A 14,078-nucleotide genomic window follows, 5' to 3' on the forward strand; every position below is an offset into this window, starting at 1 on the left:
TTACTGCATAGATAAACGGGCGCATCATTCACGTTATCCGTTCATTCGACCCGATTCATCCGCCATGTCCCTCGATTCCCGCCAGCTCGCGACGCTCGCGCAGCAATACGGCACCCCGCTGTGGGTGTACGACGCCGACGTCATCCGCGACCGCATCGCCCAACTGCGTCAATTCGACGTGATCCGCTATGCGCAGAAGGCCAACTCGAACGTCCATATCCTGAAGCTGATGCGCGAGGAAGGCGCGTGCGTCGATGCCGTGTCGCTCGGCGAGATCGAGCGCAGCCTCGCGGCGGGGTTCAGCCCGGCCGGCGAGCCGGAAGGCGTCGTGTTCACCGCCGACCTGATCGACCGCCCGACGCTCGCGGCGGTGCTGAAGCACGGCGTGACCGTGAACGCCGGCTCGCTCGACATGCTTTCGCGCATCGGCGAGCATGCGCCCGGCCACCGCGTGTGGCTGCGCGTCAACCCCGGTTTCGGCCACGGCCACAGCAACAAGACCAACACCGGCGGCCCGCAGAGCAAGCACGGCATCTGGATCGACGACGTGCCGCGCGCGATCGAGATCGTGCGCCAGTACGGGCTGAAGCTGGTCGGCATCCACATGCATATCGGGTCGGGCGTCGACTACGGCCACCTGTCGCAGGTGTGCGATGCGATGGTCGACCTCGTCACGTCGCTCGGCCATGACATCGACGCGATCTCGGCCGGCGGCGGCCTGTCGATCCCGTATCGCGACGGCGAGCCGCGCGTCGACGTCGGGCACTACTTCAGCCAGTGGGACGCCGCGCGCAAGCGGATCGAACGGCATCTCGGCCACCCGGTGCGCATCGAGATCGAACCGGGCCGCTTCCTCGTCGCCGAAGCCGGCACGCTCGTCACCGAAGTGCAGGCCGTCAACCGCCGGCCGAAGCACGATTTCGTGCTGATCGACGCGGGCTTCAACGACCTGATGCGCCCGTCGATGTACGGCAGCTACCACGCGGTGTCGGTGCACGCGCACGATGGCGCGCTGCCGGCCGGACGGCCGCTGGTCGACCTCGCGATCGCGGGGCCGCTGTGCGAGTCGGGCGACGTGTTCACGCAGGACGCGGGCGGCGTGGTCACGCACCGCAAGCTCGCACAGCCGCAGATCGGCGACCTGCTGTTCCTGCACGACGCGGGCGCGTACGGCGCGTCGATGTCCTCGAACTACAACAGCCGGCCGCTCGCGCCGGAAGTGCTCGTCGATCGCGGCACGCCGCGGCTGATCCGCCGCCGGCAGACGATCGACGAATTGCTCGCCCTCGAAACGTTCGAGTAAGGCCGGCACGACGGAACGGGGTGCGCGGCCTGCGCACCTCGCCCCCTCACCTCACCGTCACGCGCACGTCGGCGCCTGCCGCACGCCACGCCTTCAGCAACGCCGCGCGCCGCCGCGGATAGCGCACGTCCAGCCGTTCGAGCGCGACGATGCGATCCGTCCGGAAATGCCGGAAATCGTTCCGGCCTTCGCACCACGCCGCCAGGATGCGCACGTCATTGAAATAGCCGAGCGCGAACGGCCACACGATCCGTTCGCCGCCCGTTTTCCGGCCTTCATCCAGGTAGCGGATCCCGAGCTTGCTTTCGGTACGGATCGCCGTGCGCACGACACCCATGTCGACGGTTTCCCGATCCACGATCGTGCGCGGGCCGACGAGCAGCGTCGTGCATTCCATCTCGCGGCGCAGCTCGGCGGGCAACACCGCGGAGATCTTCGCGAGCGCGTCGGACGCAGCCGTCGTGAGCTGCGCATCCGCGAACTTCCCGACCCAGCGAAAACCGAGCATCAGCGCTTCCAGTTCCGTTTGCGAGAACATCAGCGGCGGAAGCATGAACCCGGCACGCAGCACATAACCGACACCGGGCTCGCCGTCGATGTCCGCGCCCTGCGCCTGCAGCGACGCGATATCGCGATAGACCGTTCGGAGGCTGACGCCGAGTTCCCCGGCCAGCACGCGGCCGCTCACCGGGCGGCGGTGGCGCCGCAGCACCTGCAGCAGCGCGAGCAATCGTTCGGCACGCGTCATCGTTCCATGCTGCCATTTTCTGACAGCATCCGTTCATAGAATGGGACGCATCTTAATCGATCCCAGGACGGCCCCGCATGACCTCTCCGAATCTCGTTCTTCTGTATGTCGACGACCCGACGCGCAGCGCGCAGTTCTACGCGCGCCTGTTCGGGCGCCCGCCCGTCGCCGCGTTTCCCACCTATGCGGCATTCACGTTCGACAACGGGCTGCACCTGGGACTGTGGTCGACCAGTGCGCGCGATTTCGTGTCGGGCGGCGCCGGCCACCGCTCGGAGCTGGCATTCATGGTCGACGACGACCACGAGGTGCGGCGCCTGTACGAAGCGTGGAAGGCGCTCGGCGTGACGTTCGAGCAGGCGCCGATGACGGCCGTGTTCGGCCTGACGTTCGTCGCGCTCGACCCGGACGGCCACCGCTTGCGCGTGTGCACCCCGGACGATTGAGCGCGAACGGGCGCGACCTGCGGCGGGTCGCGCCCGTTCCCTCCACCACGCGCGCGCGTCAGCCCGCGCGCCGCACGGGTGCCACTTTCGAGAAGTATTTCGCGCCCGCCACGCAGCCGACCACGACGACCGTCACGACGACCATCGACGGCGGTACCGTCTCGTGCAGCAGCCCGGCCGCCAGCAGCAGGCCGAAGAACGGCTGCAGCAACTGCAACTGGCCGACGCTCGCGATCCCGCCGAGCGCGAGCCCGCGATACCAGAACACGAAACCGATCAGCATGCTGAACAGCGACACGTACGCGAGCCCCCACAGTGCGGCGGCATCGACGCCGTCGAACGACGCAGGCGAGGTAATCCACGTGAGCGGCAGCATCAGCGGCAGCGACAGCACGAGCGCCCACGAGATCACCTGCCACCCGCCGAGCTGGCGCGACAGGCGCGCGCCTTCCGCGTAGCCCAGCCCGCATGCGACGATCGAGGCCAGCATCAGCGCATCGCCGACCACCGACGCCTGGCCGCCGTTGCGCAACGCAAACGCAGCCACCGCACCGCTGCCGACGATCGAGAAGATCCAGAACGGCAGCCGCGGCCGCTCACCGCCGCGCCACACGCCGAACAGCGCGGTCGCGAGCGGCAGCAGCCCGACGAACACGATCGCGTGCGCGGACGTCACATGCTTCAGCGCGAGCGCCGTCAGCAACGGAAAACCGACGACGACCCCGAGCGCGACGATGGCCAGCGACACGGCCTCGGCTCGCGTCGGCCGCCGCTGCTTCAGCACGACGAGCAGCAGCAGGCCGAGCGCGCCGGCGATCGTCGCGCGTGCGAACGTGAGGAACAGCGGGTCGAGCCCCTGCACCGCGATACGCGTCGCGGGCAGCGAGCCGCTGAAGATGATCACGCCCAGCAGGCCGCTGAGCCATCCGTTGGTCGTCTTTTGCACGGGAAATCCTGAACGGGGAAAGTGGATCGCCGATGATCCGCCGCCCGTGAAAAGCGCGTAAGCTACAGCCCAATACAATTCCGACAAACTGTACTGGACAACCGTCCGTACAGTTCATTCTTCGCCATGAGCCATTCCGCCCCGCTTTCCGTTCCGCCCGCGGCGTCGCGCACGCGCGTGGAAACCGTGATGGACACCTTGCGCGCGCGGATCGCGAGCCGCGCGCTGATGCCCGGTGCGCGCGTACCGTCGATCCGGATGATGGCCGACGGGCTGGGCGTGTCGAAATCGACCGTCGTCGATGCATACGAGCGGCTCGCGAGCGAAGGCGTGCTCGTCGCGCGGCGCGGCTCGGGCTTCTACGTGTCGGGGCACGCGCCGCCGCTCGCGCTCGCCGATCTCGGCCCGCGTCTCGATCGCGAGCTCGATCCGTTGTGGCTGTCGCGCCAGTCGCTCGAGGCCGCGCCGACGACCGTGAAGCCCGGCTGCGGATGGCTGCCGCCGTCGTGGCTGCCGGACGAGAGCCTGCGCCGCGCGCTGCGCGCCGTGTCGCGCGACGAATCCGACGCGCTGACCGATTACGCGACGCCGCTCGGCCTGCCCGCGCTGCGCCAGCAGCTCGCCTGGCGGCTCGCGCAGCACGGCGTCCACGCGGAACCCGCGCAGATCATGCTGACCGACGGCGGCACGCATGCGCTCGACCTCGTGTGCCGCCTGCTGCTGGAGCCGGGCGACACGGTCGTGCTCGACGATCCGTGCTACTTCAACTTCCAGGCGCTGCTGCGCGCGCATCGCGCGCGGATCGTCAGCGTCCCGTACACGCCGAACGGGCCCGATCTCGCGCGCTTCGAGCAGGTGCTGGCCGAGCACCGGCCGCGCCTGTACATCACCAACGCGGCGCTGCACAACCCGACCGGCGCGACGCTCGCGCCGCCCGTCGCGCACCGCCTGCTGACGCTCGCGGCCGAGCACGGCCTGCTGATCGTCGAGGACGACATCTTCGCGGATTTCGAGAGCACGCCCGCGCCGCGCCTCGCGGCCTTCGACGGGCTGTCGCGCGTCGTGTCGATCGGCAGCTTCTCGAAGACGCTGTCGGCCGCGGTCCGCTGCGGCTACGTCGCAGCGCGCCCGGAATGGATCGATGCGCTCGTCGACCTGAAGCTCGCGACGTCGTTCGGCCATGCGCAGATCGGCGCGAACGTCGTGCACCGGCTGCTCGTCGACGGCACGTACCGGCGCCATCTCGACAGCCTGCGCGCGCGTCTCGCGGATGCAATGGGCGAGACGATCCGGCGCCTCGCACGCGCGGGCCTCGGGATCTGGACGGAGCCGCGCGGCGGCCTGTTCGTGTGGGCGGAGTTGCCCGACGGGCTCGACGCCGCGCGTGTCGCACGCCATGCGCTCGATCACGATGTGGTGCTCGCGCCGGGCAACGTGTTCAGTGCGTCGCACGGCGCGACCTCGTTCATGCGCTTCAACGTGTCGCGCTGCAAGGGCCCAGCGGTGTTCGATGCGCTGGCGCGGGCGATGGAGGCGGTGCGGGCGGCGGACACGGCGGGGCACGTGCTCGCCCGCGAATCGTGACGGCAGGCGAGCGCGCTCGATGGTTTCGATGAAGGCGACATCAATTTCGTGTCGGCGCCTGCGAACGTACTGACGGGAGAAGTCGACGCAGACGCGGTGCCGTGCACGCCCGTCGCCCACACCACCTGAACGCGAACGACGCGGCGGGATACCCCGCCGCCCGCGTCACACCTCCCCTGCGTGCGCCCTCGCCCGCACCTCGGCAAACGACGTATCGACGAGCAGGCGCCCCGTATCGAACACCGTCTCGAGCGCCTCTTCCCACTCGCCTTCCAGCATCCGGTCGTCCCACGCAACCGGCAGCGTCGTCGTCCGATAGTCGCCGGTTCGATCATTGCGCAGCAGCGTGAGCCGCCCTTTCTTCGAGCGCTTGCCCAGATCGGTGACCGGATCCTTGCGAACGTCGTGCCACTCCCCGCCGCGCCGGATCGCCGAGCACTTCATCGCAAAGCGCTGCGTATCGCGGTTCACCTGTTGCAGCAGCGCGCCGCCCATGCCGAACACCACATTGCCGGCCGCGTAACCCGCGTCGTCGAGCGCGGAAAGGATCGCTTCGATCGACAGCTCGTCGACACCATCGCCCTGGATCACGCGCACGCGGTTCAGCACGCGCCGCCCCTTGCCGTTCACGGTCGAGCCGAACGACGCGTCCAGCGCACGCACGGTCTGCAGCACGATCTTCACGGGGTCGCCCGAATCGGGACGCACGACCAGCGTCGCGCCCGAATCGAGCACGGCCTGCCGAAGCTCGCCGCCCCACAGGTCGAGTGCGGCGAACAGATCGTAGGAGTCCGACACGACCGACACGATCGCGCCGGGCAAGCCGAAGCGCGCAATCATGTTCCGGTACGCGTCGGCCTCGCCTTCGCGCCCCCACGACGTGATCGTGCTGTGCTCCGCCGCCGGCACCGAGTACGCGGCCATCGGCTCGCGATAGAAGCGGTTCGCGGCCAGCACGCCGAGCACCGTGTCCGAGCCCATGAAGTTCACGAGGTGCGCCGCGCCGCCGATCGCGGCCGACTCCGCGCTCGACACGCCGCGCGCGCCGAAGTCGTGCAGCTTGAACGGCAGTTGCGCGAGGTCGTCGTCGGTCTTTTCGAGGAAGCGGCGGATCGTCTGCCGCAGGTGCCAGCTGCGCGTCGCGACCGTCACCGGATACCAGACGCGCAGCAGCATCGTCTCGAGATACGACGCGAGCCAGAACACCTGCGGGTCGTCGCATTCGACCGTCATCAGCACGTTGTGCACCGGCACGACCGAACCCTCCGGCACCGCGCGGATCTTCACCGGCAGATAACCGTCGTAGCGTTCGACGATATAACGCCAGCCTGCTTCGTTGAACGGTTCGCCGTGCACCGTGAAGAAATCGCGCGCCTCGTCGATCATCGCGTGCGTGATCGGCTTGCACAGATATTCCTTCAGCAACATCTGCAATCCGAAGAACACCGTGCGGTCGTAGCGGCCGCCACGCGATTCGACGTACGAGAACATCGCCTGCGCGTCGGGCGGATATTGCAGGAAGTGGGAAGCCTTGTACGAATCCGTGTTGAGGATCGGATTGGCAAGAACCGCGGCAAAGCCGCCGAGATCGTTTTGCATGGCTAGAGCTCCTCTAGGCCGTTGAAGTGCCGCCGCGTCTGTCGCGGCGGACCGGAATGCGGGGAATCAGCGGATCACAGCTTCCCCAGGAAGTGGTACGCGATGTCGAAGTGATCCTCGAACATCACGTTGCGCATCTGCGCGAATTCGTTCAGCGGCACCCAGCGCGCCTTGTCGGCGTCGTCGCTGCCCTTCACGCGCGGCAGCTCGCCGGTCGGGAAATTGAACAGGCACGCGTGCGTGATCGTGCGGCCGCGCAACGAGCGCGTCGGGTGATCGAACACCTGGCGATCCTTGATCGAGCCGCGCAGCACGGGCTCCGGCAGCTTCAGGCCGGTCTCCTCGCGCAGCTCGCGGATGCAGGCCGCGTCGAGCCGCTCGTCCTGGTTCACGAACCCGCCCGGCAGCGCCCACAGGCCGCGGCCGGGTTCGCTGCGGCGGCGCACCAGCAGGATATGGCCCGAGTGCACGACCACCGCGTCGACCGTCACGAACGTGACCGGATACGGGGCGGCCGCCCACGCCTTGCGATACGCGGCGATGAATTCGGCTTCCGACTTCAGCTGCGCGAATTCCGGCTGCGTGCGGAAACGCTCGAGCCAGCCGAACACGGGTTCCGGCACGGCCCATTGCACGAAGCTGTTGGGGCGTTCGGCGAAATACTGGTCGCGGATCTCGGTGGCGGAAATGTCTTCCGTCGCGTCGACGTCGACGAGCTCCCATTGCGGGAACATCCGCAGGTAATACGATGTGGCGTCCTTCTCGTGGCCGATCAGCCCGACCTTGCGCTGCGCGACGTCGCCGAGCGCGGACGCGACGGCGTCCTGCACCCAGCGCACCCAGTCGCCGTCGTTGTAGGTCGAATCCTGCAACGGCGCGATCGTCACGCGGTCGCGCTCGGACGCGTCGAGCAGCGAAGCCAGCATCTGGCGGCGCTCGTCGAACGAGAATGGATCCTTGATGGTGCGGGGCTTGTCGGTCGACCCGATCAGCACGCACACGCGCTCGGCCCGACTCAGTGCCGACTTCAGCACGTTCAGGTGACCACGATGCGGAGGCTGGAAACGACCAATGAAAACGAGCGCGTCGAAGCGCCGGTTCTGTTGCGTACTCATGAGGCTCCCTCAAGAGATTGAAACGCTTCGGGTCTTTCCCGAAGGGTTGGTGTGAATCCTAGGGGAAATCCCGGAGGGCGTCAATCGAGCCCTTGCTCGACTTGACGAAGTATGAAGAAATGCTCCGAATCGGCGGGTTACACTCGGTTCCATCCCAATCCGCGCCATTGCACCCGCCATCATGAGGATCTCAGTCAGCCGGACCGTCGGCGTCGATCGCAGGCGCCTCTTCACGTGGTCGCAGGATTACGCGCGGCGGCTCGTGTGGGACAGCTTCCTCACCGATGCCTATCTGCTCGACGGCATGACGGCCGACGTCGGCGTCGATGCGTTCTGCCGCAGCCAGTCGGGCGCGACGATGGTGTCGCGCTACATCTCGTACCGTCCGCCGCAGGTCGCGGCCGTCGAAATGGTCGACGGCCCGAAAGTGCTCGAACGCTTCAGCGGCAGCTGGAACTTCACCGAGCACACGCCCGGCACGACCGAGGTGAAATTCACGTACCACTTCCGCGCCCAGCCGGCCTGGCTGCGCTGGCTGCTCGAACCGCTGATCGGCGCGTTCTATCTCGTGCAGACGCGCCGGCGTCTCGATTCGTTCAAGCGCTGGGCTGAAGCGGAAGCGCTGCCGCACTGACCGGCGAGCGCGGGCCGCACGGCCCGGCGTGTCTGCCCCCCGCCTGCCGAACGCATTCGAACGCGCCGTCGCCTCACCGCCACGCGCTCATCGCGCATTTGCCAGATTCGCCGAACCCGTGGAAACTACGGGCGGCCGTCACCCTGACGGCGCGCCCCGACCGAGAGAACGGGGCCCCCTCCCTGAAACGGCTTCGACACGAACATAATCCGATGAGCCTGATATCCCGATTCTTTGGCCGCAAGGAAGTACCCGAAAACCCCGTCGCGCTGGCCGCGGCACCCGACGTCGAGAATCCGCTGAGCGTGGCGGTCGTCTTCGACGGCCCGCTGCAGGTCGATATCGCCGCGCTGACGGCCGCACTGCGCGCGTACCACCCGAGCATGAAGCAGGCGCGCGTCGAAACCGAGCCGACGCTCTCGCAGGTGTTCGGGCTCGCCGGCTGGGGCAACCACGTCATCCGGCTCGTCGGCTTCGATGCGCCCTATCCGTCCGACGCGCTGGAAGCGTGCGTCGCGCCCGCCCACTACGGGCAGGACCTGAAACAGCAGGTGCGCGCGAGCCGCAGCCACGTGATCCTCTACTACGCGGGGCACGAAACGAATCCGCTCGACCAGTACGTCGCACTGGCGGCCGTCGCCGGCGCGCTGGCCGAACAGAACGGCCTCGCAGTGCTGAACGAGCACGCGCACACGTCGCTGCCCGCGGGCGTTTTCAACGCGAAGGAACTCGGCGACGAAAGCCTCGAAGTGCTGCGAAATATCCCGCTGAACCTGTTCTTCTGCGGCTTCGTGAAATACGAGGTCGAAGGCGTCCAAGGCGTATGGATGCGCACCTATGGCGCCGACGTGTTCGGCCTCCCGGATTTCGCCGCGCTCGCGGAAGGTCATCACGAAGGCGAGCGTTATTCGGGCATCTTCAACAGCGTGATGCATTACCTGCTGGAAAGCGGCGCGCGCATGCATGCGGGCGAAACGATGCAGGTCGGCGCGGAAACGTTCATGAAGCTGCGTGAACCGCTCGAGCACGAGTACTACCTGCGGGGGCCCGCGCCGGTGCTGGTGGCCGAGCTGATCTCGGCGGACGAAATCAATCGCTGATTTCGCCCCGTCGTATCCCGCTGCATGGCGCACGGGTTCAACGCTTCGCGAACCGCGTGCGCCGTTGCGTCACCTGACGGCGGCATGACAGCCGCCGTTCGAACCCGTTGAGGAGTCGCCCGTGTTCGGCATCCGCCCCGGTCTCGCGCTGGCCGCCATCGGCCTCTCGTTGTCGGCCCATGCCGACGGCATCCAATGCGCACGTGCGACGACGCGCACCGAGCACCTGATCTGCGCCGACGAGGCACTCATGTCGGCCGACAGCGCATTGTCGAACGCGTACTACGATGCAGTCGGCATCGCCGCCGATCAGCAGGCCGTGATCCGGTCGCAACGCGCATGGCTCACGCAGCGCGATGCCTGCGCCGACGCTGCCTGCATCGCCACCGCGTACCGTGATCGCACGGCAGCGCTGAAGCAGGTGAAACACGCGGGCTGGAAGACCTACCACGACCCGGCGCTCGGCATCTCGTTCGAATACCTCGCGAACCGGCAGGTGAAGAAGCCGTGCCCGGAAGGCGGCAGCGACCATTGCGTCGCGATCGTCGGCCGCAACATGACCTATAGCAGCAGGTTCATCTCGTTCGAGATCGTCGACGGCGCGCTGGAGCCGGTCGCGGAAAAGGAAGCGGGATTCGTGAAGCAGGATGACGGCAAATGGGTGACGTCGTACGGCCCCGGCATCCCGCAGGAAGTCGAGCGCATCTCCGGTCCCGGCTGGCACGGCATGAGCGCGACGATCATGTGCCGCATCAGCGATCCGAAAACCGGCTTTTACTCGGCAGCCGGCGAATGCTACTGGGCCGTGCTGAGCAACGGCAAGCGCTCGGCCGTCGCGGGGACGCAGGGCTTCGTCGGCACCGACGACGCGACGCTGCACAGTGTGTCGACGTTCCGGTTCGATCGTTAGCGGCCGGAGCGTCACGGTGTCCGGCATCCCGGATACGACTCGCCGGGCAGCGATGCGTCATCTCGATGACGTCCCGGCAGCATGTCGCCACCGCCGGCCATGATGAAATCACCTTTTCCGCCCCGATTCGCGACGGCCGCGGCACCCGCCGCGCCGCCCGGACCAACTTCGCACTAACGGGCGCCGTCACGGCGCAACGGGAACGTCTGCGCACCGGCGTCGCGGCGCAACGTCACCTCCATGCCGGTCAGCCATCCTGACGATTTCAGGATCGGGCGCGCCACCGCATACAGCCGGTCGGCGCTGGCGCCGTACAGGTACAGATACCCGTCGTTGCCGTCGCGATGCAGCTCGGTCTCGCCCAGTTCGCCGACCCCTGCCCGCTTCACCGCGCGATCCAGCCGTTGCTCCAGCGCATGAAGGCGCGCCGTGTCCTTCTCGTCGTAGTCGAAGTGCACCATCACGACCGGACTGGGTGCCTTCGGCTGCACATCCGCGGCAGCATGGCCGGCGAGCAGTGCCCAGCCGAGCAACGCGAAGAATCGGATGCTGTTTTGCATTTCGGCGACGAGAGTCGAACAACCGCTCACGTCGCCGCACCGCCGCGCGCAACCTGCTGCCGGACTTGCGCCTGCGTGCCGAGCGCAGCGGCAATCGCATCGACCGCCTCGGCCGCACGCGCCGCGCCGCACATGAACGCGTCGACGGCCGCGAAGCGATGCTCGGGCCACGTATGGATCGTGATGTGCGATTCGGCGAGCAGCACGACACCCGTCACGCCGTGCTCGCCGCCGAAATGATGGAAATGCGCGCCGATCACGCGCGCGCCCGCCTGCCGCGCCGCTTCGGTGAGCAGCGTCTCGAGCCGTGCGGCGTCGCGCAGCAATGCCGCGTCGATGCCGGCCAGGTCGGCCAGCACGTGCGAGCCGAACGTCGCGCGCGGCGGCGCGATCCCGTCGCGCGCGGTCATTTGTGCGACCCGTACGACGAGTAGCCGCTGCGGGCCGACGAACTGCCCCAGCCACCGCCGCCCGAACCGCTGCCGCCGATCGATGCGCAGCTGAACAGCGTGACGACGATCAGGCCGTAGACACCGTAGAGGATGTACCGGATCACGCGTTGCCCCCGTCCGACGCGAAGCTCTTCCACAGCCATTCAGGCAGCCACAGCACCAGCAGGCCGACCAGCACGTAAACGGAGCGGCCGCTGAACGAGAACAGCGAGCCCATGTTCAGGATCACGAGCAGCGCGCTGAACACGAGCGGCAGCGGCGCGAAACTGTGCGGGCCTTTCCGGCCGAACAGGCCGGTCGACGCGGTGGCACCCGTTGCCGCCGCAGCAGCTGCCGTCGCGAGCGCCGGCGTGCCGAAGCGTTCGGCGAGCGTGCTGCCCGACAGCGGCCGCGCGCGCGACCAGACGATCTCCGCGTCGCTGCGCTCGCGCGTCAGCTTGTCCTTCTGCCAGCCATAGTCGATGATCGACGTGCGATCGCCGACCTGCACGCGCCAGTTGAACGCGCCGACCACGTAGACGACCTCCGAGTCGTATTCCTCACGCAGGCGGTAGGTCTTGCCGCCGTCGGTCACGTCGGACTCGCTGCCGATCGTCGGCCACTGGTCGAGCACCTGCACACGCTCCCAGCGCCCTTCGCTCTGCACGAGCCACAGGAAACGGCGCTTCGGGTTCAGCAGCAGGTATTCGTCCCACGTCTCTTCGTCGCCCGGCACGCGGCAACGCATCATCCCGATCACCGTGTACTTCACGCCGTCGAACGTGCCGATCGCGCCGAGTTCCAGCGCCCCCTTCACCGCTTCGAGCTTGCGCTGCGCCGCGAACACGGTCTGCTGCTCGGCCGTGCACTGCACGCCCGCATGGCAACTGCCGCACACCACGTAGTCGGCCAGGTTCGGCGCATACGACAGCGGCGCGCCGCAGCTCGGGCACGCGAACGGCACCATCTCCGCACCGCGCTTCTCGCGCGTATCGTTGTCGGTATCGCGCAGCCCGGTGAACGCGAGCGCGTCGAACTCCAGCGCTTCGCCCGTATAGACGGCCGGACTCCCGCCGTTCGAATCGGCGTCGGAATAGTCGTACGTCGCGAATGCGTTGCCGGTCCGCAGGTCGACGACGCGCGCCTCCCAGCCGGCATCGACGCGGAACGGCAGCTCGCCGTCGCCGCCCGTGCAGCGCGCGGTACGCACGTCGGACACGAGAAACGCGCGGCCGCCGTGGTCGATCCGCATGCCCGGCTCCAGTGTGCCGAACGCGGGCCACGCGCCGCCGGACGCATCGTCGGGCTCGCGCACCGTCACCGCGTACTGGCCCGACGCATCCGACAGCCAGCCGAACGTGCCGTCGTCGAACACGACATACCACTCGCTCCACACGCCGGCGTCGTAGGTCATCTGGATGCGCCCGAGCACCGTGAACGTGCGCTTGCCGTAGCGCCCGGCCGTGCCGATCTGGATCGGCGACGCATCGTCGAGCACCGTGGCCAGTTCGCCGATCCGCTCGACGTCGGTCCCGCGCTTGAGCAGCGTGCTGCGGCAGAACGCGCAGACGGCCATCACCGCCGCCGCCGAGCGAAACTCGACCGGCGCGCCGCACTGGGGGCACGAGGTACTGAACATGTGCGACGCTTACCGGGTGAGCTTTGCGAGGATCTCGGCCTTCGCGCGCGAATATTCGTCTTCGGTCACGAGGCCCTTGTCGAACAGCGCCTTCAGCTGTTCGAGCCGCTGCACGTAGTCGGTGCCTTCCGCCGGCGCGGCCGCCACCGGCGCTGCAGTGGCCGCGGGCGGTACAGCCGGCGCCGGTTGCGCGGCGCCCGCGATCTGTCCGGCCATCGCCTGCCCGATCGCCGCGCCCGCGGCGAGCCCCGCGCCGACGCCCGCGATGCCGCCCGGGTTCTGCGCGGCGAGCGGAATCGCCTGCGCGGTCTGGTATTGCGTGGCGCGCGCGAGATCGCCGGCCATCCCCGCGCCGATCCGCAGGTCGAGCGCCTTCTGCAGCTCGGCCGGCAGCGACACGCTCTCGACCGCGAACGCGTCGAGCGCGAGACCGTAGCGCGTGAACACAGGCGCCAGCGCGTCGGCGACACGCTGCGACAACAGCGACTGGTTCGCGGCCATGTCGACGAACGGCACGTCGGCCGAGCCGAACGTCGTGCTCATCGCGGTCACGACGAGGTTGCGCAGTTGCTGTTCGACCTCGTCGACCGTGTACTGCGCGCGCGTGCCGCTGACCTCGCGATAGAACGCGGCCGCGTCGACGATCCGGTACGAGTAGATGCCGAACGCGCGCACCTGCACGAAGCCGAATTCGCGGTCGCGGATCGTCACCGGCTGCGCGGTACCCCAGCGGCGGCCGAGCTGCAGCCGCGTGCTGAAGAAATAGACGTCCGACTTGAAAGGCGACTGAAAGAGTTTGTCCCAGTTCTTCAGGTACGTGAGCACCGGCAGCGTATTCGTTTCCAGCGTGTACAGCCCCGGCTGGAACACGTCGGCCACCTTGCCTTCGTTGACGAAGATCGCGACCTGCGTTTCGCGCACGGTCAGCTTGCCGCCGTACTGGATTTCCTGGTCTTCCATCGGATAGCGCCAGGCCAGCACGCCGTCGGTGTCTTCCGTCCATTGCAGGACGTCGATGAACTGCTTGCGGATAAACGATCCCAGACTCATGTCGGTCTCCTCG

15 protein-coding genes are annotated in these 14,078 nt (G+C 67.9%); 6 read left to right on the forward strand and 9 right to left on the reverse strand.

Features of this window, described 5'->3' with window-relative positions; all coding sequences use genetic code 11:
- The first annotated feature begins 64 nt into the window (after nt 1–64).
- Nucleotides 65–1,303, forward strand: coding sequence for a diaminopimelate decarboxylase (gene lysA, locus ABY44_RS01045; protein WP_060173308.1), 1,239 nt, complete (start codon nt 65–67; stop codon nt 1,301–1,303).
- Between the two features lie 46 nt (nt 1,304–1,349).
- On the opposite strand, the gene ABY44_RS01050 is transcribed toward lysA, so the two are convergent.
- Entirely contained in the window at nt 1,350–2,051 is a 702-nt protein-coding gene (locus ABY44_RS01050; protein ID WP_060173309.1) for a helix-turn-helix transcriptional regulator, read from the reverse strand.
- Between the two features lie 77 nt (nt 2,052–2,128).
- On the opposite strand from ABY44_RS01050, the gene ABY44_RS01055 reads away from it, so the two are divergent.
- On the forward strand, nt 2,129–2,497 hold the full coding sequence (locus ABY44_RS01055; RefSeq protein WP_059525640.1) for a VOC family protein: 369 nt from the start codon (nt 2,129–2,131) through the stop codon (nt 2,495–2,497).
- A gap of 58 nt (nt 2,498–2,555) precedes the next feature.
- Here the strand turns inward: ABY44_RS01055 and ABY44_RS01060 are convergent, their stop codons facing one another.
- Nucleotides 2,556–3,443, reverse strand: coding sequence for a DMT family transporter (locus tag ABY44_RS01060; protein ID WP_060173310.1), 888 nt, complete (start codon nt 3,441–3,443; stop codon nt 2,556–2,558).
- A gap of 126 nt (nt 3,444–3,569) precedes the next feature.
- Between ABY44_RS01060 and ABY44_RS01065 the strand changes: the two genes are divergently transcribed.
- Nucleotides 3,570–5,027, forward strand: a complete 1,458-nt coding sequence (locus tag ABY44_RS01065) for a PLP-dependent aminotransferase family protein (protein WP_060173311.1) — start codon at nt 3,570–3,572, stop codon at nt 5,025–5,027.
- Nucleotides 5,028–5,192: 165 nt separating this feature from the next.
- Here the strand turns inward: ABY44_RS01065 and ABY44_RS01070 are convergent, their stop codons facing one another.
- Both ABY44_RS01070 and ABY44_RS01075 read right to left on the reverse strand, forming a co-directional pair.
- Nucleotides 5,193–6,626 (reverse strand): nicotinate phosphoribosyltransferase, encoded by a 1,434-nt coding sequence (locus ABY44_RS01070; RefSeq protein ID WP_060173312.1) that lies wholly within the window; start codon nt 6,624–6,626, stop codon nt 5,193–5,195.
- Between the two features lie 74 nt (nt 6,627–6,700).
- Nucleotides 6,701–7,741 carry a bifunctional nicotinamide-nucleotide adenylyltransferase/Nudix hydroxylase gene (locus ABY44_RS01075; protein ID WP_021162996.1) on the reverse strand — a complete coding sequence of 347 codons (1,041 nt, stop codon included), beginning with the start codon at nt 7,739–7,741 and terminating at the stop codon, nt 6,701–6,703.
- Between the two features lie 181 nt (nt 7,742–7,922).
- Between ABY44_RS01075 and ABY44_RS01080 the strand changes: the two genes are divergently transcribed.
- From ABY44_RS01080 to ABY44_RS01090, 3 genes are all read left to right on the forward strand, one after another.
- A complete protein-coding gene (locus tag ABY44_RS01080; RefSeq protein ID WP_027789550.1) occupies nt 7,923–8,375 on the forward strand; it encodes a type II toxin-antitoxin system RatA family toxin in 453 nt (150 codons plus the stop codon).
- Nucleotides 8,376–8,587: 212 nt separating this feature from the next.
- A complete protein-coding gene (locus ABY44_RS01085) occupies nt 8,588–9,475 on the forward strand; it encodes a DUF4261 domain-containing protein (RefSeq protein WP_059698609.1) in 888 nt (295 codons plus the stop codon).
- A 121-nt stretch (nt 9,476–9,596) separates the two neighbouring features.
- A complete protein-coding gene (locus tag ABY44_RS01090) occupies nt 9,597–10,385 on the forward strand; it encodes a lysozyme inhibitor LprI family protein (protein ID WP_060173313.1) in 789 nt (262 codons plus the stop codon).
- Nucleotides 10,386–10,558: 173 nt separating this feature from the next.
- Here the strand turns inward: ABY44_RS01090 and ABY44_RS01095 are convergent, their stop codons facing one another.
- From ABY44_RS01095 to ABY44_RS01115, 5 genes are read right to left on the reverse strand one after another with little or no spacing between them, the layout of a single operon-like run.
- Nucleotides 10,559–10,945: a hypothetical protein gene (locus ABY44_RS01095; protein WP_060173314.1), complete on the reverse strand. Its 387-nt coding sequence runs from the start codon at nt 10,943–10,945 to the stop codon at nt 10,559–10,561.
- Nucleotides 10,946–10,971: 26 nt separating this feature from the next.
- Nucleotides 10,972–11,355, reverse strand: a complete 384-nt coding sequence (speD, locus tag ABY44_RS01100) for an adenosylmethionine decarboxylase (protein ID WP_059686731.1) — start codon at nt 11,353–11,355, stop codon at nt 10,972–10,974.
- On the reverse strand, nt 11,352–11,501 hold the full coding sequence (locus ABY44_RS01105) for a hypothetical protein (RefSeq protein ID WP_153489189.1): 150 nt from the start codon (nt 11,499–11,501) through the stop codon (nt 11,352–11,354). The genes speD and ABY44_RS01105 overlap by 4 nt, the downstream gene beginning before the upstream one ends.
- Nucleotides 11,498–13,015 (reverse strand): DUF4178 domain-containing protein, encoded by a 1,518-nt coding sequence (locus ABY44_RS01110; RefSeq protein WP_060173315.1) that lies wholly within the window; start codon nt 13,013–13,015, stop codon nt 11,498–11,500. Before ABY44_RS01110 ends, ABY44_RS01105 begins: the two co-directional genes overlap by 4 nt.
- A gap of 9 nt (nt 13,016–13,024) precedes the next feature.
- A complete protein-coding gene (locus ABY44_RS01115) occupies nt 13,025–14,065 on the reverse strand; it encodes an SPFH domain-containing protein (protein WP_060173316.1) in 1,041 nt (346 codons plus the stop codon).
- Nucleotides 14,066–14,078 lie beyond the last annotated feature (13 nt).

The sequence above is a fragment of the Burkholderia sp. ZZQ-2 genome, from assembly GCF_050768715.1.
GTDB lineage: Bacteria > Pseudomonadota > Gammaproteobacteria > Burkholderiales > Burkholderiaceae > Burkholderia > Burkholderia cepacia.